Source organism: Pseudomonas sp. 11/12A (genome assembly GCF_000800055.1).
In the GTDB taxonomy this organism is placed as follows: domain Bacteria; phylum Pseudomonadota; class Gammaproteobacteria; order Pseudomonadales; family Pseudomonadaceae; genus Aquipseudomonas; species Aquipseudomonas mohnii.
Map to the genome: position 1 here is coordinate 5846906 of NZ_JUGV01000001.1, position 19262 is coordinate 5866167.

Consider the following 19262-nt stretch of genomic DNA (forward strand, 5'->3'; position numbering starts at 1 on the left):
GTGCTCACACGTCTTTGCGGATCGGCTCTTCGACTTTTTGCGCCTGCACGTCGATGGTGTGCGGCTGGTTGACAGAGGGCTGTGGTTGAGCGGGCGGAACAGGTTGGGCCGGCGTCGCGGTCGGATCAGCCGGTTTTTCGTCGTCGTTCATGGCTTTGCGGAAGCCTTTGATCGATTCGCCGACGTCGGTGCCGAGGTTTTTCAGTTTCTTGGTGCCGAACACCAGTACCACGACAACCAGGATGACGATCCAGTGTTTCCAGTCAAAAATGCCCATGCTGCTGCTCCTCTCTAATCGTTATTCAGGCGGACGGGCGCGAGGCTTTCTCGGCGTGTCCGGACAGACCGAAGCGACGGTCCAGTTCATCGAGTACAGCCTGTGGATGCTGCCCCAATTGGGCGAGCATGACCATGCTGTGGAACCACAAATCGGCGGTTTCATAGATCACATCGCTGCAGTCGCCGCTGATGGCGGCGTCCTTGGCGGCGATGATGGTTTCGACCGACTCTTCGCCGACTTTTTCCAGAATCTTGTTCAAGCCCTTGTGGTACAGGCTGGCGACGTACGAGCTATCGGCAGTGGCGCCTTTGCGCTCTTCCAGCACAGCGGCCAGACGGGTCAGAGTGTCACTCATGTTTGTGTCCTGCGGAATAGATGGCATTAGGATCTTTCAGGACCGGGTCGACGGTTGTCCAGTCGCCGTTCTCGAAGACGCGATAGAAGCAGCTCTGGCGGCCGGTATGGCAGGCAATGTCGCCAATCTGTTCGACCATCAGGATGATCACGTCGGCGTCGCAGTCCAGGCGCATTTCGTGCAGCTTCTGCACGTGGCCGGACTCTTCGCCCTTGCGCCACAGCTTGCCACGGGAGCGCGACCAGTAAATGGCGCGGTTCTCGGCAGCGGTCAACGCCAGTGCTTCACGGTTCATCCAGGCCATCATCAGGACGCGCCCGGTCTTGTGATCCTGGGCAATCGCCGGCACCAGGCCATCGGCGTCCCATTTGATCTCGTCCAGCCAGTTTTTCATGTTCCGTCCCGGAGCAGCGGCGAGCTTTAAGCTGCAAGCTGCAAGTAAAAAACAATCTGCGTCGTGCTAACGAATCGCTTGAAGCTTGAAGCTTATCGCTTGCAGCTCAATCCGGCTATCGACGAACGACCAGATACAAGCCGACGGCCATCATGATGCCGGCCGGCCAATACGCCAACTGGTTCAACGGCCCACCGGCGGCGAGAAGGGCGCCACCGGCCAGATGCGCGGTACCGAGCAGGCGCAGGAACCAGTCGTCACGAGGTCGATGCCAGGGTGGCGGCGGGTCGTTGGCATGGGGTTGGGACATGCGTTCGAGCAGGTCGCGGGCCATGTTGGCCAGGTGCGGGATCTGCTCGAACTGGCTCTGCACATTGCCGAGCAAGGCTTTGGGGCTGACCCGCTCGCGCATCCAGCGCTCCAGGAACGGCTGGGCGGTGTTCCACAGATCGAGGTCCGGATACAGCTGACGGCCCAGGCCTTCGATGTTCAGCAGGGTTTTTTGCAGCAGTACGAGTTGCGGCTGCACTTCCATGTTGAAGCGCCGCGCGGTCTGGAACAGGCGCATCAGCACCTGGCCGAATGAAATATCTTTTAACGGTTTTTCGAAAATCGGCTCGCACACGGTACGGATCGCCGCTTCGAACTCGTTGAGCTTGGTCTCCGCCGGCACCCAGCCCGAATCGATGTGCAATTGCGCCACGCGACGGTAATCACGCTTGAAGAACGCGAACAGGTTGCGGGCCAGGTAATCCTGGTCTTCCGGGGTCAGGCTGCCGACGATGCCGCAGTCGATCGCAATGTACTGCGGACTCCACGGGTTCACGGTGCTGACGAAGATGTTGCCAGGGTGCATGTCGGCGTGGAAGAAGCTGTCGCGGAACACCTGGGTGAAGAAAATCTCCACGCCGCGTTCGGCCAGCATCTTCATGTCGGTGCGCTGGTCGGCCAGGGTCGCCAGGTCGGTGACCTGGATGCCGTAGATGCGCTCCATCACCAGCACTTTCGGCCGGCACCAGTCCCAATAGACCTGCGGCACGTACAGCAACGGCGAACCGTCGAAGTTGCGCTTCAGCTGGCTGGCGTTGGCGGCTTCGCGCAGCAGGTCGAGTTCGTCGTAGATGGTTTTTTCGTAGTCGCTGACCACGTCCACCGGGTGCAGCAGGCGAGCGTCGGCCGAGAGTTTTTCGGCGGCGCGGGCGAGGATGAACAGCCACGCCAGATCCTGGGCGATCACCGGTTTCAGCCCTGGACGAATCACTTTGACCACGACTTCTTCGCCGGTTTTCAGCTGCGCGGCGTGCACCTGCGCCACCGAGGCCGAGGCCAGCGGTTCGACATCGAAACGGCTGAAGACTTCGCTGATTTTCTTGCCGAGCTGCTCTTCGATCAGCTTGACCGACAGCTGCGAATCGAACGGCGGGACGCGGTCCTGCAGCTTCATCAGCTCATCGGCGATGTCTTCGGGCAGTAAGTCGCGGCGGGTGGACAGGATCTGTCCGAACTTGATGAAAATCGGCCCCAGGTCCTGCATCGCCAGGCGCAGTCGCGCGCCTCGGCTCAGGTCCAGCGTCTTGCGCGGGAACCAGCGCCACGGCAGGGCGTAACGCAGCGCCCGCAGAAACCAGGGCAGCGGCAGGGCGAACAGCAGGTCATCGAGGCGGTAGCGGATCACGACGCGCTGGATGCGCAACAAACGGCGGACGGCAAGCAGCTTCATGCGTTATCGCTTGGGTCGAGGGATCGGGAAAGGCGCTCGAAACGCGCCTCGAGACGTTCCAGATCGAGCTTGATCTGGTCCAGTTCACTGAATCGGGCTTCGGCTTCGCGCTGACCGACGAGGGTGCGCGATTCTTCGGCCAGGTATTCGCCAAGGTTCTGGCCCAGGCTGGCGAACCCTTGCTGATACCAGCGGGCGCGGCTGCGCAGGTGACCACCGACCAGTTGTGTGGCGACAGGGCCGAGCCAGCGTGAGAGTTCGTACTCCCAGTCCAGCTCCAGGTCCTGAAGGATGGCTGCCAGCTCGAGCAATACACCGCTGTCACCCTCAAGCTCGACCTCGGGCCCATGCAGCACCGACGTCTTGTCCTTGCTCATCGCCAGTTTCAGCAGGCTCGAGGCCGGGGCCCGCAAGGTGCAGTCGGCACCGGTTTCCCACTGGGAAGCCAGCATCAGGCCTTCGTCGCTGGGCAGGATGAACACTTGAAACGCCGGGCTGCGGCAATCGACGGCAATCACCCTGCCGCTCAAATGCGCCAGCCGCGGCAGCGCCGTGCTGTCGAGGCGCAGCACCCGGTTCAGACCGAGTTCAACGCTGGCGAGCAGGCCGGCGAGCAGCATCAGGGCTTGATGCCGCGGTGCAGGGCGACGATGCCCGCGGTCATGTTGTGATAGGTCACGCGGTCGAAACCGGCCTCGACCATCATCGACTTCAGGGTTTCCTGATTCGGGTGCATGCGGATCGATTCGGCCAGGTAGCGATAGCTTTCCGAATCGTTGGTGATCAGCTTGCCCATCAGCGGCATGAAGGCGAACGAGTAGGCGTCGTAGGCTTTGGACATCAGCGCGTTGGTCGGCTTGGAGAACTCCAGCACCAGCAGGCGGCCGCCTGGCTTGAGTACGCGGAGCATCGAACGCAGGGCATCTTCCTTGTGCGTGACGTTGCGCAGGCCGAAGGCGATGGTCACGCAGTCGAAGTGGTTGTCCGGGAACGGCAGTTTTTCCGCGTCGGCCTGGACGAATTCGACGTTGCCGGCCACACCGAGGTCCAGCAGGCGGTCACGACCGACCTTGAGCATGGATTCATTGATGTCGGCCAACACGACCTGGCCGGTCGGGCCAACGAGGTGCGAGAACTTGCGGGTCAGGTCGCCGGTACCGCCGGCGATGTCCAGCACGCGATTGCCTGTGCGTACACCCGACAATTCGATCGCAAAACGCTTCCACAGGCGGTGCATGCCACCCGACAGGAGGTCGTTCATCAAGTCGTACTTGGCGGCTACCGAATGGAAAACCTCAGCGACTTTTTCCGCTTTCTGGCTTTCCGGAACGTTTTTGAAGCCGAAGTGAGTGGTGGGTTCGGCATCGCTGCCTTTGCGCTGATCAGTCATATCGCTGTCACCAAAATAGAATGCGCGACATTCTAATCCCCAAGGGATGCTTTGTCTTGGCAAGGCTGAAGGTAAGATGGATCACCCTCGGGACGTTTTGCCGCATCAGTGGTCAAGATTCACCGAACAAGCATTCATAAAGCAGGAGTCATTCGATGGCCCATATTAGTGTTGAGCGTGCCCACGGCCTGGGTAAGGAAGCGGCTCGCGAGAAGGCCAACAAGCTGGCGCAGAAACTTTCCGATCAATATGGCCTTGAGCCGCAGTGGTCTGGCGACACCTTGAACCTCAAGCGCTCGGGTGTGAAAGGCGCGGTGCATGTCAGTGACGATTCGATCAAGGTCGATGTGGAACTGGGCCTGATGATGTCGGCCATGAGCGGCATGATCAAATCGGAAATCGAAAAGGCGCTGGATAAAGCTTTGGCCTGATCAGGTGCTTTCCATGAAATGAGGTTCCTGTGGGAGCGGGCTTGCCCGCGATGAGGCCGGCACATCCAGCATCTTTATTGGATGACCCACCGCCATCGCGGGCAAGCCCGCTCCCACAGGTTTCGTGTTTGCTCTGCTTGCTGTTTATGTCAGTTGTTAGGGTGCCGTTTCTAATTTTTCTCCCTACTTTGTGCCAGAGCCCGACACTTTCACGGGCAGTTCCTCAAACCTTTTGCGCGTGAGGTGCACCATGGCCAAAGTTATTTTGAAGAAAAAAATCGACGCATCGACCACCGCCCTGAGCGACGTCAAATCCTATGCCCGCAAGATCTGGCTGGCAGGCCTGGGTGCCTACACCAAGGTTGGCCAAGAGGGCAGCGACTACTTTCAAGAGTTGATCAAGGCTGGTCAAACTGTTGAAAAGAAAGGCAAAAAAGCGGTCACTGAGAAGCTTGAAGCGGCGAATGCCGAGATCGATGAAGCAAAAGGCGAAGTGCGCACTTTCAAAGGCAAGGTCGAAGTTCAACTCGACAAAGTGGAGAAGGCGTTCGACACGCGTGTCGCAAGTGCCTTGAATCGTATCGGCATTCCGTCTAAACATGACGTTGAGACACTCTCTGCCAAGCTCGATGAGCTGACGGCATTGCTCGAACGCGTCGCGCGTAAATCTTAAGGAGAACGGGATGGCTGGCAAAAAGAATACTGAAAAAGAAGGCAGCTCGTGGATCGGGAAAGTCGAAGACTACTCCCGAAAAATCTGGCTGGCGGGTTTAGGCGTGTACTCGAAGATCGACACTGACGGCAGCAAACTCTTCGATGCATTGGTTAAGGACGGCGAAAAAGCCGAGAAGCTGACCAAGAGCGCCGTTGGCAAAACTGTCGACGCCGCCAAGGACTCCGCTTCTTCGGCCAAGTCGCGCATCAGCGGCGTGAAAGATCGTGCACTGGGCAAGTGGGACGAGCTGGAAGGCGCTTTCGACAAGCGTCTGAACAGCGCCATCTCGCGCCTGGGCGTACCGAGCCGCAACGAAGTCAAGGCACTGCACAGCAAGGTCGATACACTGACCAAGCAGATCGAAAAGCTCACCGGTGCCAAGGTTGCGCCTGTGGCGGCGAAAACCGCGGCCGCCAAACCAGCGGCTAAACCAGCCGCCAAAACCGCTGCCAAGCCACTGGCTAAAGCGGCGGCTAAACCTGCTGCCAAGCCAGCGGCGAAAACGGCCGCTGCCAAACCCGCTGCAGCCAAACCAGCGGCTAAACCGGTTGCCGCAAAAGCCGCCGCTAAACCTGCTGCCAAGCCTGCCGCCGCCAAGCCTGCAGCGAAAACCGCAGCGGCCAAGCCGGCAGCCAAACCAGCAGCAAAACCTGCCGCTGCGAAGAAGCCAGCGGTGAAAAAACCGGCCGCTCCAAAAGCTGCCGCACCAAAACCAGCAGTGGCTGCCGCAACGCCGGCAGCACCGGTCAGCTCGTCGAACTCCGCGACCGCGCCGACCCCTGCTGTAACCCCGACTGCCGCGCCGGCACCTTCGACGCCAACCAGTCAGTCCTGATTTTTTCAGGGCTCAAAAGAACGCCCGGCCTGCCAAGGCCGGGCGTTTTTTTTGTGGTTGCATTTGAAAGCACCACAAACCTGATGTGGGAGCGAGCCCTGCTCGCGATGAGGCCATCACATTCAAAAAAATTTCCTACTCAAACACCGCCATCGCGAGCAGGCTCGCTCCCACAGGGATAGGTGTGATCAGCATTAATCGTGGTCTTCCAGGTACTGCATCGCGAGTCGCTCCGTCGCCACCTTGATCGGCGGCAGCAGATGAGGCGCCACCAGCATCATGATCTGGTAGACCACCAATCGCACTTCACCTTCGCGATCGAGAATCCGCTGATAGTCCAGCGAGAACAGCAGCGTCATGGTGATCTGCTCCACCAGTTGCCCCAGTGCCTGGGTGTCGCTGACCAATTGCCCCTGGGCTTTCAATCGCGCCAGTAACGACGCCAGCGTGCGCTTGAGTGCATTGAGCAGGTTACGGATGCCCTTGGCCAGCTTCGGCAGGCGGCCGGCCAGGTTCGACAGGTCCTGGAACAGAAACCGGTAGTGGGCCAGGCGTTCGACGATCAGGTGCAGGAACAGCCAGTAATCTTCCGGTGCCAGTTCAACGTCCGATGGCGGGTCGAGCAGCGGGGCCAGCTCATTCTGGAAGCGTTCGAACAACCCGAGAATCAGCGGCTCCTTGCCGTGGAAGTGGTAGTAGAGGTTGCCGGGGCTGATGCCCATTTCGTTGGCAACTTCCATGGTGGAGACGTTTGGTTCGCCCTTCTGATTGAACAACTGCAGGGCACATTCGAGGATGCGGTCGCGGGTTTTCATCCAGTCTTCTTATTGATCGGGTGATGCCACGGCCGGTCGGGGCCGTGGGTCGTTGAGTGTCAGCGCACGCGCACGTAAGTACCGGGTGCCGCCTCCATGGGTGGATAGTTCTGGTTGCCGAGGGCCATCTGGGTTTCCTTTAGCGCCCCCGAGCGTTCCTGAATCCAGCTCAGCCAAGGGGTCCACCAGCTGCCATCGACGTGCTTGGCATCGTAGTACCAGGCCCGTGGATCACTGCTCAGTTTGCCGTTCTCGACGTAGTTGGCTTTCGGGTTGTTCGGCGGGTTGAGAATGCTCTGCACGTGTCCGCTGTTGGACAGCACGAAGCGGCGATCACCACCGAGCAGCAGCGTCGAGCGATACACCGCGTCCCACGGTGTGATGTGGTCATTGATACCGGCCACGCTGAAGCTGTCGACGTTGACCTTCTGCAAGTCGATCGGCGTGCCACACACTTCCAGGCCGCCCGGGTGGGTGAGCGGGTTGTGCTTGAAAAAATCCAGCAGGTCGCCATGCAGGGCCGCCGGCAAGCGCGTGTTGTCGTTGTTCCAGTAGAGGATGTCGAACGCCGGGGGTTCTTTGCCCAACAGGTAGTTGTTGACGAAGTAGCTCCAGATCAAGTCGTTGGGGCGCATCCAGGCGAACACCTTGGCCATGTCGCGACCGTCGAGCACGCCTTTCTGGTAGGAACGACGCTTGGCGGCTTCCAGGGTCTGTTCGTCGGCGAACAGGGTCGCTGGCGAGTCCAGTTGACTGTCGAGCAGGCTTACCAGATACGTCGCGCTGGAGACCCGGCGCAGTTGCCGCTTGGCTTGCAAGTGACCTTGCAACGCAGCGATGGTCAGCCCGCCGGCGCAGGCACCCATCAGGTTGACTTCGCGGGCACCGGTGATCGCCCGGCACACATTCATGGCTTCTTCAACCGCCTCGACGTAGGTCGACAGGCCCCATTCGCGGTGACGCACATCCGGGTTGCGCCAGCTGATCACGAAGGTTTGCAGGCTGTTCTTGAGGGCGAACTGGACAAAGCTGTTGTGCGGGCTCAGGTCGAAAATGTAGTACTTGTTGATCTGCGGCGGAACCACCAGCAGCGGCTTGGAATACTGCTTTTCGCTCATCGGCTTGTACTGGATCAGTTCCAGCAATTCGTTGCGAAACACCACGGCGCCGGTGGTGGTGGCGACGGTCTTGCCGACTTCGAAAGCCTGTTTGGTGACTTGCCGGGGCAGGCCGTCGTTGTGCAGCAAGTCATCCACCAGGTGACCGATCCCGCGCACCAGGCTGTTGCCGCCGGAGTTGAAGATCTCCTTGATCGCCAGTGGATTGAGCAGGCTGTTGGACGGTGACACGGCATCGTTGAGCAGGGCGAAGGCGAAATGCGCGCGGGCACGATCGTCCGGGCTCATGTTGCTGTCGTCGATCCAGCTGTTCACCTGCTTTTGCCAAGCCAGGTAGGCCTGCAAGCTGCGACGGTAAAACGGGTTGAGGCTCCAGGCCGGGTCGGCGAAACGGCTGTCCTGTGGATTGGTCGGGTGCAGGGTCTCACCGAGCAGCACACGGCCCAACTGCCCGCCCAGTTTCAGGGCGTGCCGGGCGCTGTGCACCGGGTTGCGCAGGCCATGGGCGGCAACGCTGCGCAGGGTCGAAATCAGATCCCGGCCGCGCAGGCCGGTAATCGCACTCTGTGCGTTGATGAACGCGGCGGGAGTGGGCAAAGTGTCCCGCGCTGGTTTGTCACGCATGAGTCAACACTCCTTCGTCTTCAGGCCAAAAACACACAACCGAACCAGAACACCATAGACGCTGTTTCGGGTTGTTGCGCGGCGCGGCGTCCTGCCACCCGTCAATGAGCCGCTAACCGCCCAATGGCGCCGGGTGCGGATGCATCACGGCGCGTTGTCGTTCTTCTTCGAGGAATTTCATGATGATCGGCGCCACCGCTTCGGCTCGTGTGATCAAAAACAGATGGCCGTCATCGATGATGTGCAGCTGGGCATTGGGAATCCGCCAGGCCAGCAAGCGCATGTTGATCAGCGGGATCAACGGATCGTCATCGCCCGCCAGTACCAGGGTCGGCTGATGGATCTTGTGCAGCCAGTGGATGCTGGTCCAGCCGAGGCCGGCAAACAGTTGCCAGTAGTAACCGAGCTTGCCTGCCGAACGCACTTTTGCCGCGTGGCTCGCGGCCAGTGTCGGGTCGCGGCGAAATGAGCCGCCGTAGATCATCGGTGCAATGCGAATCACGTGCGACGGCTGGATGTAGCGCCTCGGACTGGCCATCATCCACAGCACTTTCGGCTTGCCCGGTACCATCACCGCGCCTGCGGCGGTGGCGGCCAACACCAGTTTCTTGCAGCGCTCCGGATAGTCGTAGGCGAACTGCTGGGCAAGGGCTCCGCCCCAGGACACGCCGATGACGTTGACCTGCCCGTAGTCGAGGTAGTCGAGCATGCGTGCCGTCAGTTTGGCTAGGCCCGGAAAGCGATACGGTCGATTCGGCGTCGAAGAGCCACCGACACCGGGCACGTCGAAAGCGATGACTTCCAGGTCCGGGTCCAGTGCCGCGACGAACGGAAACACCAGCTCCAGGTTGGCGCCGATGCCGTTGAAAATCAGCAAGGGCGTCAAGTGAGGCTTGCCGGGGCGTACCGCCGTGCGGAGGGTCTGGCCATCCAGGTCGACGGTACGAAATATGAACGGTTGCGGCATGCTTCTGGCCCTGTTTATGAATTCATCCCCGACCCCTGTAGGCGCGAGCCTGCTTGCGAAAAATGTTAAGGCAACGCGTTAATTCAGACAGCATGCGTTTTCGTTAACGTCCATCGCGAGCGAGCTCGCGCCTACAGGAAGTGCGGGGTGCGTCAGTTACCGCTCGTGTACGTAAGTGCCTGGCGCAGTCTCGCCTGCCGGATAAGCCTTGTTGCCCAGTTTCGCCGGGGCCTTTTTCAGTTCGCCCGAACGCTGGGCCTGCCAGGCCTGCCAGTGCAACCACCAGGAGTCGGTGTGCTTGGTGGAATTCTCTTGCCACTCCTCGGCATTGGCAGCCATTTCGGTGCTGGTCATGTAACGGGATTTCGGATTGCCCGGCGGGTTCAGGATGCTCTGGATATGCCCGCTGCTGGACAGCACGAACTCGACATTGCCGCCGAACAGTTGCGCCGACTTGTAGCAGGACTTCCACGGGGTGATGTGGTCGTTGGTGCCGGCCAGGGAAAAGATGTCGGCCGTGACCTGCTTCAGGTCGATGGGCGTGCCGCACACTTCCAGTGCATTGGGGCGAATCAGCGGGTTGTTTTTGAACATCTCGATCAGATCGCCATGGAACGCGGCGGGCAACCGGGTGGTGTCGTTGTTCCAGAACAGGATGTCGAACACCGGCGGTTCGTTGCCCAACAGGTAGTTGTTGACCCAGTAGTTCCAGATCAGGTCGTTGGGACGCATCCACGCAAAGACTTTCGCCATGTCGCGGCCTTCCAGTACGCCGGCCTGGTAGGAGTGGCGCTTGGCGGCTTCGAGGGTCTGCTCGTTGACGAACAGGGCGACGTCGCTGTCCAGCGTGGTATCGAGCACGCTGACCAGCAGGGTGAGGGCGTTGACCTTGTTCTCGCCGATCGCAGCGTAGTGGCCCAGCAGGGCGGTGCAGGTGATACCACCGGAGCAGGCGCCGAGCATGTTCACATCTTTGCTGCCGGTGATGGCGGTGACCACGTCGACCGCTTCCTTGAGCGCCTCGATGTAGGTCGACAGACCCCACTCGCGCTGTTCCTTGGTCGGGTTGCGCCAGCTGACGATGAAGGTCTGTACATTATTGCGCAGGCAAAACCGCGCCAGGCTCTTGTCCGGGCTCAGGTCGAAAACGTAGAACTTGTTGATCTGTGGCGGCACCACCAGCAATGGACGCTCGTGGACTTGCTCGGTAATCGGCTTGTACTGGATCAGCTCCAGCACATCGTTGCGAAAGACCACCGCCCCGTCGGTCACGCCGAGGCTCTTGCCGACCTCGAACGCTCCCATGTTGACCTGGCTCGGCATGCCGCCGTTGTGCACAAGGTCCTTGGCCATATGCGAGAGGCCGTCGAGCAGGCTCTTGCCGCCGGTTTCGAAGAAGCGTTTGACGGCCGCCGGGTTGGCCGCCGTGTTGGTCGGGGCCATGGCTTCGGTCATGAGGTTGATCACGAAGTGCCCGCGAGCGGCGTCACTGGCCGAGAGTTTGCTGTCATCGATCCAGTCGTGGAGTTCCTTGCGCCACGCCAGGTAGGTTTGCAGGTAGCGTTTGTAGAGTGGGTTCTGGCTCCAGGCCGGATCGGCGAAGCGACGGTCGTCGCTGCCCGGTTGCAGTGCGGATTTGCCGAATAGCACGTTCTTGAGTTCAAGGCCGAAGTGCGCAACATGCTTGGCGCTGTGCACCGGTTGTTTGATGGCCTGCCTGAGCACCATTCGAGCAGAAGCCAGTAGATCCTTTCCACGCAGTCCAACGACAGGATTCAGTCCCAAGGTGTTTTCCGAGGCCTGATACTTCAAGTCATCGTTATTCTTGTTACTCATCTACGACGCTCCATTGTCCTGAGACGAGTACCCGGGGCCTGCTGTGCAGCTACACAGCCAATGCCAGGTACTACTGCTCGGGTGACCGTTAGTGCTGCATCGCTGCTTTTGTTTCGCAGAGAACACTGCAGGGAACTTGCCAGCTCCATTGGTTACCCGAGTTTAATTTTTTTCGCAAGCAGGCCAATGACTGACCTTACGGCCAAGCATTCAAACAGATGAAATTAGAAAATGCCCTCTAAAGAGCAAGAGGCTCAGGCTAGAGCATCAGCTTGACGACGGATTCGTTCGGGTCGCGGGTTTTTCCGGCAGCTTTGAGCTCGGCAAGATAATCCTCCCAGAGTGCGTCACGACGGCGCCCCAGCTCATAGAGGTATTCCCAGGTGAACAGGCCGCTGTCATGGCCGTCATCGAAGGTCAATTTCAGTGCGTACTGACCGGCCGGTTCTATCTTGCTCAGGCCAACGTTGATCTTGCCAAATTGCAGGATGGGTTTGCCGTGGCCCTGGACTTCGGCGGAAGGAGAGTGCACGCGAAGGAATTCGGCGGGCAGGGTGAATTCCTCGCCGGTCGCGTATTTGAGCGTCAGGGTTTTCGAGGCTTTGTGCAGTTTGATGTCGGTGGGGAGTTGGGTCATGACCTGAGTTCTGTTAGGGGTGGAACCCTGTAGGAGCGAGCTTGCTCGCGATGGCCGTTAACGATAACGCGTGTTGTCTGAACAAACGCGTCGCTCTCGGGTTCATCGCGAGCAGGCTCGCTCCTACAAGTGTTGCTTACAGGATATAACGGGACAGGTCTTCGTTCTGCGCCAATTCGCCGAGGTGGCTGTTGACGTAGTCAGCGTCGATCTGGATCGCCTTGTCGTCATGGGCACTGGCCAGGTCGCCGGCGCTGAACGACACTTCTTCAAGCAGGCGCTCAAGCAACGTGTGCAGACGACGGGCACCGATGTTTTCGGTTTTCTCGTTGACCTGCCAGGCGATTTCCGCAATGCGTTTGATGCCGCTTGGCTGGAACTCGATGGTCAGGCCTTCGGTTTTCAGCAGTGCACAGTATTGCTCGGTGAGCGAAGCGTGCGGTTCGCTGAGAATGCGTTCGAAGTCTTCCGGCGACAGTGCCTTCAGTTCGACACGAATCGGCAGGCGACCTTGCAGCTCCGGCACCAGATCGCTCGGCTTGCTCAGGTGGAAAGCGCCCGAGGCGATGAACAGGATGTGGTCGGTTTTAACCATGCCCAGTTTGGTGTTGACGGTGCAACCTTCGATCAGCGGCAGCAAGTCGCGCTGCACACCCTCGCGGGACACATCGGCGCCGCCGACATTGCCGCGCTTGGCGACCTTGTCGATTTCATCGATGAACACGATGCCGTGCTGCTCGACCGCTTCCAGTGCCTTGGCCTTCAACTCTTCATCGTTGACCAGGCGACTGGCTTCTTCGTCGCGCACCATTTTCAGCGCTTCCTTGACCTTGAGCTTGCGGCTCTTGCGTTTGCCTTTGCCCATGTTGGCGAACAGGCTCTGCAATTGGTTGGTCATTTCTTCCATGCCCGGTGGCGCGGAGATATCGACGCCGGCGATTTCGGCGACTTCGATTTCGATCTCCTTGTCATCCAGCTGACCTTCGCGCAGGCGCTTGCGGAACAGCTGACGGGTGTTGGAATCCGAGGTCGGGGCATCGTCGTTGCTGAAGCCCATGCGCGGTGGCGGCAGCAGCGCGTCGAGGATGCGCTCTTCAGCGGCGTCTTCGGCGCGGTGGCGAACCTTGATGATTTCCTGTTCGCGCAGCAGCTTGATCGCCGCATCGGCCAGGTCACGAATGATCGATTCGACGTCGCGGCCGACGTAGCCGACTTCAGTGAACTTGGTGGCTTCGACCTTGATGAACGGTGCGTTGGCCAGTTTGGCCAGGCGACGGGCGATTTCGGTTTTACCGACGCCGGTCGGGCCGATCATCAGAATGTTTTTCGGGGTGACTTCAACGCGCAGCTCTTCGGGCAGCTGCATCCGGCGCCAGCGATTGCGCAGGGCAATGGCGACGGCGCGCTTGGCATCGTCCTGGCCGATGATATGGCGATTGAGTTCGTGGACGATTTCACGGGGAGTCATGGACATAGTATTTGGCGGACCTCAAGCAAGAATGAGCCGTGGCGCGATGGCCAGAGCGGACTTATTCGGCGCAGTCCTGCTCCTCAATGGTCTGGGTGTGGTTGGTGAATACACAGATGTCGCCGGCAATGCCCAGGGCGGTCTCGACGATTTCCCGGGCCGACAGATCGGTTTTCTTCAGCAGTGCGCTGGCGGCGGCCTGGGCGTAAGCGCCACCGGAGCCCATGGCGATCAAGCCATCTTCAGGTTCAACCACATCGCCGTTGCCGGTGATGATCAGCGAGGCGTCTTTGTTGGCGACGGCGAGCATGGCTTCGAGGCGGCTCAGTGAACGGTCGGTTCGCCATTCTTTGGCGAGTTCGACGGCGGCACGAACCAGGTGGCCCTGATGCTTTTCCAGCTGGCCTTCGAAACGTTCGAACAGGGTAAAGGCGTCAGCGGTGGCGCCGGCAAAACCGGCGATGACCTGACCGTGGTACAGGCGGCGAACTTTTTTCGCGTTGCCTTTCATCACGGTATTGCCAAGGGATACCTGGCCGTCGCCGCCCATGACGACTTTGCCGTGGCGGCGAACTGAAACGATGGTGGTCAAGGGAAGAGTCTCCACGCAGCGGGGCGAAAATGCCTTATGCCCACTCATATGGGGGTGGTGGAATGGATTTCAACTGTGGGGGGTGTTGAGGGACGAGCGGTTGGGCGGGGGGTGAAGGATGTATTGCCTGGAAGCGCGCCTTCGCTGGCAAACCAGCTCCTACAGGGTTTGGCGAATATTCTGTAGGAGCTGGCTTACCAGCGAAGAACGATGACGCGATAACCTTGGCAGGATCAGCGGCTCTGGCGCTGTTGTAACAACAGGTTGCTGAAGCCGGCGCCGGCCAGTTGTTTCTGGGCGGTGGTCAGTTGTTCGCGGTTGCTGAACGGTCCGACCAGAACCCGATACCAGGTCTCGTCTTTCACTGTGCCGGATTCGACCGCCACCGCCTGGCCGAGCAGGATGATCTGCGCACGAACCTTGTCGGCGTCAGTTTGCTTGCGGAACGAACCCGCCTGGAGGAAGAACTTGGTCACCGGCGCGGCTTTGGTGACGGGTGGCGCGGGTGGCGGCGTGATACCGGACAGCGCCGCCTGAGCGCGGGCGGTGTCGATCTTCGCCGCTTCCGCCGGCGTAACCGGCGTCGTCGGAACGGCCGGCACTTGCGGCGTCGGCAGGGTTTTTTCCGGCACGGCATCCGGCGGCACGATGACTTCCGATTCCGGCAGCAAGGTGTAGAAGTCGTACTTCGGCTTCACCGGTTGCGTCGGGCTCGGCGGGGTCTTGTTGGCCTCGGCGATCTTGGTGGCTTTCTGTTGTTGCTCCACCTTCTCGCGTTTGACCGTATCGCTGCCCTTGCCCGGCTCCAGCTTCATCAGGAATACGATGAATGCGCCGACCGTCAGGCCGATGGCCATCCACAGCCAACCCGGAATCGGCTGCTTCGCTGGAGCTTGGTAACGGCTGGCGCCACGCTTGGGTGCAGGTTTTTTCTTAGCAGCCAACTTACATACGCTCCAGAGTTTCCAGGCCCAAGAGTTCCAGGCCTTGCTTGAGGGTGCGTCCGGTCAGCGCGGCGAGGCGAAGGCGGCTCTGCATTTGCGCCGGGGTATCGGCGGCGAGAATCGGGCAGTTCTCGTAGAAGCTGGAGAACAGGCCGGCGACGTCATACAGATAAGTGCAGAGAATGTGCGGCGTGCCTTTTTCAGCCACGTTATTCAGCACTTCGCCGAATTGCGCGAGTTTTGCCGCCAGTTCGTGTTCGTGGGGCGCTTCGAGGACGATCTGGCCGTCGACTTCGCTGAAGTCCTTGCCGAGTTTGCGGAACACGCCGGCCACGCGGGTATACGCATACAGCAGGTACGGGGCGGTGTTGCCTTCGAAGTTCAGCATCAGGTCGAAGTTGAAGCTGTAGTCGCTGGTGCGGTGCTTGGACAGGTCGGCGTATTTCACCGCGCCAATGCCCACGACCCTGGCGATGTTGCGCAGCTCGGCTTCGGCCAGTTCCGGGTTCTTGTCCTTGACCAGGGTGTAGGCGCGTTCCTGGGCTTCGGTCAGCAGATCGATCAGCTTCACGGTGCCGCCATCGCGGGTCTTGAACGGGCGGCCATCAGCGCCGTTCATGGTGCCGAAGCCCATGTGCTCCATGTCCATCGGGTGGGTCACGAAGCCGGCCTTGCGCGCCACGGCGAACACTTGCTGGAAGTGCAGGGCCTGACGCTGGTCGACGAAGTACAACGCGCGGTCGGCCTTGAGCTTGCCGCTGCGGTAGCGCACGGCGGCCAGGTCGGTGGTGGCGTAGAGGTAGCCACCATCGGCCTTGACGATGATCACCGGCAGCGGATCGCCGTCGGCGTTCTTGAATTCATCGAGGAACACGCACTGGGCGCCATTGCTCTCGACCAGCATGCCGGCGGCCTTGAGGTCGTTGACCACGTTGATCAAGTCGTCGTTGTAGGCGCTTTCGCCCATCACGTCAGCCATGGTCAGCTTGACGTTCAACAGTTCGTAGATCTTCTGGCAGTGGGACAGCGAGATGTCCTTGAACTTGGTCCACAGCGCCAGGCAGTCCGGGTCACCGGCCTGCAACTTGACCACCAGGCCACGGGCGCGATCGGCGAACTCTTCGGATTCGTCGAAGCGCTGCTTGGCGGCGCGGTAGAAGTTTTCCAGGTCCGACAGTTCGTCGCTGGTGATCGGGTTTTCCTGCAGATAAGCCATCAACATGCCGAACTGGGTGCCCCAGTCGCCGACGTGGTTCTGGCGGATCACTTCGTCGCCGAGGAACTCGAGCACCCGTGCCACGCCGTCGCCGATGATGGTCGAGCGCAGGTGGCCGACGTGCATTTCCTTGGCCAGGTTCGGGGCCGACAGGTCAACCACCGTGCGTTGCACCGGGCCGGCCTTGCGAACGCCGATGTGCTCATCGGCCAGGGCGGCGTCCAGGCGGGTCGCCAGGGCATCGGTGTTCTGGAAGAAGTTGAGGAAGCCGGGGCCGGCGATTTCGGCCTTGGCGACATTTTCGTCAGCCGGCAGCGCGGCGATGATTTTCTCGGCCAGGTCACGCGGCTTCATGCCGGCAGGCTTGGCCAGCATCATGGCGATGTTGCTGGCGAAGTCGCCGTTCTTCTTATCGCGAGAGTTTTCCACCTGGATCGCCGGCGTCAGGCCTTCAGGCAACACACCTTCGTTGACGAGTTGGGTGATGGCTTGTTGGATCAGCTGGCGAATGGTGTCTTTCATGGTCTTCTCTTTCGACCGCTGGCGCGGCGGCGCATCGTGCGCTGGTGGAAAAACTGGGCATTATCCGTGGCGAAGACGGGCTTGCCAACCTTAGCAGGCAGGATGTGGATGTGTGGTGACAATTAAGGCCCCATCGTGAGCACGCTCGCTCGCGATGGAGGTACCCAAATCAATACAAATCGACCGGATCCACATCCAGCGACCAGCGCACCGCCCGCCCGCTCGGCATCTGCTCCAGCACCAGCAACCAACTGGCAAGCAAGCGATGCAGCGGCCCCCGCGCGGTGGCTTGCAACAATAGCTGTGCACGATAGCGTCCGGCGCGGCGTTCCATCGGTGCCGGTACCGGCCCCAGCAATTCGATGCCGGTCAAACCCTGTTCGGCCAGCAGGCGTTCGGCCTCGCTGCACGCCTCGTCGAGAAATCCTTCGGCCTGTCCCGGCTTGTGCGCTTCGGCTCGCAGCAGTGCCAGGTGCGCAAAGGGCGGCAGGCCTGCCGCGCGGCGTTCACTCAAGGCTTGCTCGGCAAAGGCGAAATAACCTTGCTCGGTCAATTGCACCAGCAGCGGGTGATCGGCCAAATGCGTCTGGATGATCACCTTGCCCGGCTCTTCGGCACGCCCGGCACGCCCGGCGACCTGGACAATCAGCTGTGCCATGCGCTCGCTGGCACGGAAGTCACCGGAAAACAGCCCGCCGTCGGCGTCGAGAATCGACACCAGGGTCACCCGTGGAAAGTGATGCCCTTTGGCAAGCATTTGCGTGCCCACCAGGATGCAGGGCTGGCCTTTCTGGATGGTCGCGAACAACTGATTCATGGCGTCTTTGCGCGAAGTGCTGTCGCGGTCGACCCGTAAAACCGGGTAGTCGGGGAACAAAATGCCCAGTCGCTCTTCGGCCCGTTCGGTACCTGCCCCCACCGGACGCAAATCGACCTTGTTGCATTTCGGGCACTGGCGCGGCACTCGCTCGACGTAGCCGCAATGGTGGCAGCGCAACTCGCCGTGGCGCTGGTGCACGGTCATCCGCGCATCGCAGCGCTGGCATTCGGACATCCAGCCGCAATCGTGACAGAGCAGGGTCGGTGCGAAGCCGCGGCGATTGAGGAACACCAATACTTGCTGGCCAGCAGCCAGCGTCTGACCGATGGCTTGTTGCATCGGCCCGGAAATGCCGCTGTCCAGTGGGCGACTTTTTACGTCAAGGCGCAGGAAGCGTGGCTGCTTGGCGCCACCGGCGCGCTCATTCAGGCGCAGGAGGCCGTAGCGTCCGGTGTAGGCGTTGTGCAGGCTTTCCAGCGAAGGTGTGGCGGAGCCGAGCACGATCGGGATGTTTTCCTGGCGGGCGCGCACCAAGGCCAGGTCGCGGGCGTGGTAGCGCAGGCCTTCCTGCTGTTTATACGAGCCGTCGTGTTCTTCATCGATGATGATCAGGCCGGGATTCTTCATCGGCGTGAACAGTGCCGAGCGGGTGCCAATAATGATATCGGCTTCGCCGTCGCGGGCGGCGAGCCAGGCATCGAGGCGTTCACGATCGTTGACGGCCGAGTGGATCAGGGCGATGCGCGCATTGAAGCGCTGTTCGAAGCGCGCCAGGGTCTGCGGGCCGAGGTTGATTTCCGGGATCAGCACCAGCGCTTGTTTACCGGCCTCCAGGGTTTCGCGGATCAGTTGCAAATAGACTTCGGTCTTGCCACTGCCGGTGACGCCGGCCAGCAGGAACGCGTGATAACTGTCGAACCCGGCGCGAATCGCTTCATAAGCGGCGCGCTGCTCCGGATTGAGCGGCAGTTCAGGCTGCGCCAGCCAGTGTTCGTGGCGTGCGCCAGGGGCGTGCTTGCGTATCTCTACCTGCACCAGGTCTTTAGCCAGCAACAGGTCGAGGCTGTCCTTGCTCAGCATCAGTTTGCTCAGCAATTGATGTGCGACGCCGTGGGGGTGCTGGGCCAGCGTCGCCAGCGCTTCACGTTGGCGCGGGGCGCGGGCGATGCGCGGGTCATCGAGGCTGGCGCCGGGGGCAGCGGACCAGAAACGCTCCTGGCGCGCCTCGGCCAGTTCGCCCTGACGCAGCAGCACCGGCAGCGCCCAGCTCAAGGTGTCGCCGAGACTGTGCTGGTAATACTGGGAAGTCCACAGGCATAGCTTGAACAGGGCGGGTGGCAGCGGCGGCGTGGCATCGAGCAATGCCAGTGCGGGCTTGAGTTTTTCCGCCGGGACTTCGCTGGTGTCGGTGACCTCCACCAGAATCCCGATCATCTCCCGCCGGCCGAACGGCACCCGCAGGCGCATGCCGGGATGCAACTGGGCGCGCAGGACCCCGGTCGGAGCTCGGTAGTCGAACAGGCGGCGCAGCGGCGAAGGCAAAGCGAGGCGCAGGATGGCGTCGGGCACGCGGGGGGATCTCG

The 19262-nt window shown here is 60.7% G+C and carries 19 protein-coding genes; 3 read left to right on the forward strand and 16 right to left on the reverse strand.

The window, feature by feature from the left end; genetic code table 11:
* Nucleotides 1-4: 4 nt before the first annotated feature.
* From GQ39_RS26835 to ubiE, 6 genes are all read right to left on the reverse strand, one after another.
* A complete protein-coding gene (locus GQ39_RS26835; RefSeq protein WP_047536424.1) occupies nt 5-277 on the reverse strand; it encodes a twin-arginine translocase TatA/TatE family subunit in 273 nt (90 codons plus the stop codon).
* A gap of 25 nt (nt 278-302) precedes the next feature.
* Entirely contained in the window at nt 303-635 is a 333-nt protein-coding gene (locus GQ39_RS26840) for a phosphoribosyl-ATP diphosphatase (RefSeq protein WP_047536426.1), read from the reverse strand.
* Nucleotides 628-1029, reverse strand: coding sequence for a phosphoribosyl-AMP cyclohydrolase (hisI, locus tag GQ39_RS26845; RefSeq protein ID WP_047536428.1), 402 nt, complete (start codon nt 1027-1029; stop codon nt 628-630). Before hisI ends, GQ39_RS26840 begins: the two co-directional genes overlap by 8 nt.
* A 115-nt stretch (nt 1030-1144) precedes the next feature.
* Complete coding sequence (ubiB, locus tag GQ39_RS26850) at nt 1145-2749, reverse strand: ubiquinone biosynthesis regulatory protein kinase UbiB (protein WP_047536429.1); 1605 nt, start codon at nt 2747-2749, stop codon at nt 1145-1147.
* The gene (locus GQ39_RS26855; protein WP_047536431.1) at nt 2746-3369 is read right to left on the reverse strand and encodes a ubiquinone biosynthesis accessory factor UbiJ; all 624 of its coding nucleotides are present in this window, start codon (nt 3367-3369) and stop codon (nt 2746-2748) included. The genes ubiB and GQ39_RS26855 overlap by 4 nt, the downstream gene beginning before the upstream one ends.
* Nucleotides 3369-4139, reverse strand: a complete 771-nt coding sequence (gene ubiE, locus GQ39_RS26860) for a bifunctional demethylmenaquinone methyltransferase/2-methoxy-6-polyprenyl-1,4-benzoquinol methylase UbiE (protein WP_007989286.1) — start codon at nt 4137-4139, stop codon at nt 3369-3371. Before ubiE ends, GQ39_RS26855 begins: the two co-directional genes overlap by 1 nt.
* Before the next feature lie 155 nt (nt 4140-4294).
* Between ubiE and GQ39_RS26865 the strand changes: the two genes are divergently transcribed.
* The 3 genes from GQ39_RS26865 to GQ39_RS26875 all read left to right on the forward strand — a co-directional run bounded on the left by GQ39_RS26865 (nt 4295) and on the right by GQ39_RS26875 (nt 6120).
* Nucleotides 4295-4570 (forward strand): polyhydroxyalkanoic acid system family protein, encoded by a 276-nt coding sequence (locus tag GQ39_RS26865; RefSeq protein ID WP_047536433.1) that lies wholly within the window; start codon nt 4295-4297, stop codon nt 4568-4570.
* 250 nt (nt 4571-4820) lie between these two features.
* The gene (locus GQ39_RS26870; protein ID WP_047536435.1) at nt 4821-5243 is read left to right on the forward strand and encodes a phasin family protein; all 423 of its coding nucleotides are present in this window, start codon (nt 4821-4823) and stop codon (nt 5241-5243) included.
* 10 nt (nt 5244-5253) lie between these two features.
* Entirely contained in the window at nt 5254-6120 is an 867-nt protein-coding gene (locus tag GQ39_RS26875) for a phasin family protein (RefSeq protein ID WP_047536436.1), read from the forward strand.
* Nucleotides 6121-6314: 194 nt separating this feature from the next.
* Here the strand turns inward: GQ39_RS26875 and GQ39_RS26880 are convergent, their stop codons facing one another.
* From GQ39_RS26880 to GQ39_RS26925, 10 genes are all read right to left on the reverse strand, one after another.
* Entirely contained in the window at nt 6315-6935 is a 621-nt protein-coding gene (locus tag GQ39_RS26880; protein ID WP_047536438.1) for a TetR/AcrR family transcriptional regulator, read from the reverse strand.
* A 59-nt stretch (nt 6936-6994) separates the two neighbouring features.
* The gene (gene phaC, locus GQ39_RS26885; RefSeq protein ID WP_047536440.1) at nt 6995-8677 is read right to left on the reverse strand and encodes a class II poly(R)-hydroxyalkanoic acid synthase; all 1683 of its coding nucleotides are present in this window, start codon (nt 8675-8677) and stop codon (nt 6995-6997) included.
* A gap of 112 nt (nt 8678-8789) precedes the next feature.
* Nucleotides 8790-9644, reverse strand: a complete 855-nt coding sequence (phaZ, locus tag GQ39_RS26890; RefSeq protein ID WP_047536441.1) for a poly(3-hydroxyalkanoate) depolymerase — start codon at nt 9642-9644, stop codon at nt 8790-8792.
* A gap of 156 nt (nt 9645-9800) precedes the next feature.
* Nucleotides 9801-11480, reverse strand: a complete 1680-nt coding sequence (gene phaC, locus GQ39_RS26895) for a class II poly(R)-hydroxyalkanoic acid synthase (RefSeq protein WP_047536442.1) — start codon at nt 11478-11480, stop codon at nt 9801-9803.
* Nucleotides 11481-11739: 259 nt separating this feature from the next.
* Nucleotides 11740-12117 (reverse strand): gamma-butyrobetaine hydroxylase-like domain-containing protein, encoded by a 378-nt coding sequence (locus GQ39_RS26900; RefSeq protein ID WP_047536444.1) that lies wholly within the window; start codon nt 12115-12117, stop codon nt 11740-11742.
* 136 nt (nt 12118-12253) lie between these two features.
* Nucleotides 12254-13591 (reverse strand): ATP-dependent protease ATPase subunit HslU, encoded by a 1338-nt coding sequence (gene hslU, locus GQ39_RS26905; protein WP_047536446.1) that lies wholly within the window; start codon nt 13589-13591, stop codon nt 12254-12256.
* Nucleotides 13592-13646: 55 nt separating this feature from the next.
* A complete protein-coding gene (hslV, locus tag GQ39_RS26910; RefSeq protein WP_007975582.1) occupies nt 13647-14177 on the reverse strand; it encodes an ATP-dependent protease subunit HslV in 531 nt (176 codons plus the stop codon).
* Nucleotides 14178-14410: 233 nt separating this feature from the next.
* On the reverse strand, nt 14411-15121 hold the full coding sequence (locus GQ39_RS26915) for an SPOR domain-containing protein (protein WP_047536448.1): 711 nt from the start codon (nt 15119-15121) through the stop codon (nt 14411-14413).
* A gap of 1 nt (nt 15122) precedes the next feature.
* Nucleotides 15123-16859 carry an arginine--tRNA ligase gene (gene argS, locus GQ39_RS26920; protein WP_047536450.1) on the reverse strand — a complete coding sequence of 579 codons (1737 nt, stop codon included), beginning with the start codon at nt 16857-16859 and terminating at the stop codon, nt 15123-15125.
* 169 nt (nt 16860-17028) lie between these two features.
* Nucleotides 17029-19248, reverse strand: a complete 2220-nt coding sequence (locus tag GQ39_RS26925; protein ID WP_047536452.1) for a primosomal protein N' — start codon at nt 19246-19248, stop codon at nt 17029-17031.
* Nucleotides 19249-19262 lie beyond the last annotated feature (14 nt).

Excerpts from the sequence above, each read along its gene's own strand:
- phaC (WP_047536440.1), bottom strand. The coding sequence starts at position 8,677 with ATGCGTGACAAACCAGCGCGGGACACTTTGCCCACTCCCGCCGCGTTC.
- GQ39_RS26865 (WP_047536433.1), top strand. The coding sequence starts at position 4,295 with ATGGCCCATATTAGTGTTGAGCGTGCCCACGGCCTGGGTAAGGAAGCG.
- GQ39_RS26900 (WP_047536444.1), bottom strand. The coding sequence starts at position 12,117 with ATGACCCAACTCCCCACCGACATCAAACTGCACAAAGCCTCGAAAACC.
- GQ39_RS26880 (WP_047536438.1), bottom strand. The coding sequence starts at position 6,935 with ATGAAAACCCGCGACCGCATCCTCGAATGTGCCCTGCAGTTGTTCAAT.
- ubiE (WP_007989286.1), bottom strand. The coding sequence starts at position 4,139 with ATGACTGATCAGCGCAAAGGCAGCGATGCCGAACCCACCACTCACTTC.
- hslU (WP_047536446.1), bottom strand. The coding sequence starts at position 13,591 with ATGTCCATGACTCCCCGTGAAATCGTCCACGAACTCAATCGCCATATC.
- GQ39_RS26835 (WP_047536424.1), bottom strand. The coding sequence starts at position 277 with ATGGGCATTTTTGACTGGAAACACTGGATCGTCATCCTGGTTGTCGTG.
- GQ39_RS26855 (WP_047536431.1), bottom strand. The coding sequence starts at position 3,369 with ATGCTGCTCGCCGGCCTGCTCGCCAGCGTTGAACTCGGTCTGAACCGG.
- GQ39_RS26870 (WP_047536435.1), top strand. The coding sequence starts at position 4,821 with ATGGCCAAAGTTATTTTGAAGAAAAAAATCGACGCATCGACCACCGCC.
- hisI (WP_047536428.1), bottom strand. The coding sequence starts at position 1,029 with ATGAAAAACTGGCTGGACGAGATCAAATGGGACGCCGATGGCCTGGTG.
- ubiB (WP_047536429.1), bottom strand. The coding sequence starts at position 2,749 with ATGAAGCTGCTTGCCGTCCGCCGTTTGTTGCGCATCCAGCGCGTCGTG.
- argS (WP_047536450.1), bottom strand. The coding sequence starts at position 16,859 with ATGAAAGACACCATTCGCCAGCTGATCCAACAAGCCATCACCCAACTC.
- phaC (WP_047536442.1), bottom strand. The coding sequence starts at position 11,480 with ATGAGTAACAAGAATAACGATGACTTGAAGTATCAGGCCTCGGAAAAC.
- phaZ (WP_047536441.1), bottom strand. The coding sequence starts at position 9,644 with ATGCCGCAACCGTTCATATTTCGTACCGTCGACCTGGATGGCCAGACC.
- GQ39_RS26840 (WP_047536426.1), bottom strand. The coding sequence starts at position 635 with ATGAGTGACACTCTGACCCGTCTGGCCGCTGTGCTGGAAGAGCGCAAA.
- GQ39_RS26875 (WP_047536436.1), top strand. The coding sequence starts at position 5,254 with ATGGCTGGCAAAAAGAATACTGAAAAAGAAGGCAGCTCGTGGATCGGG.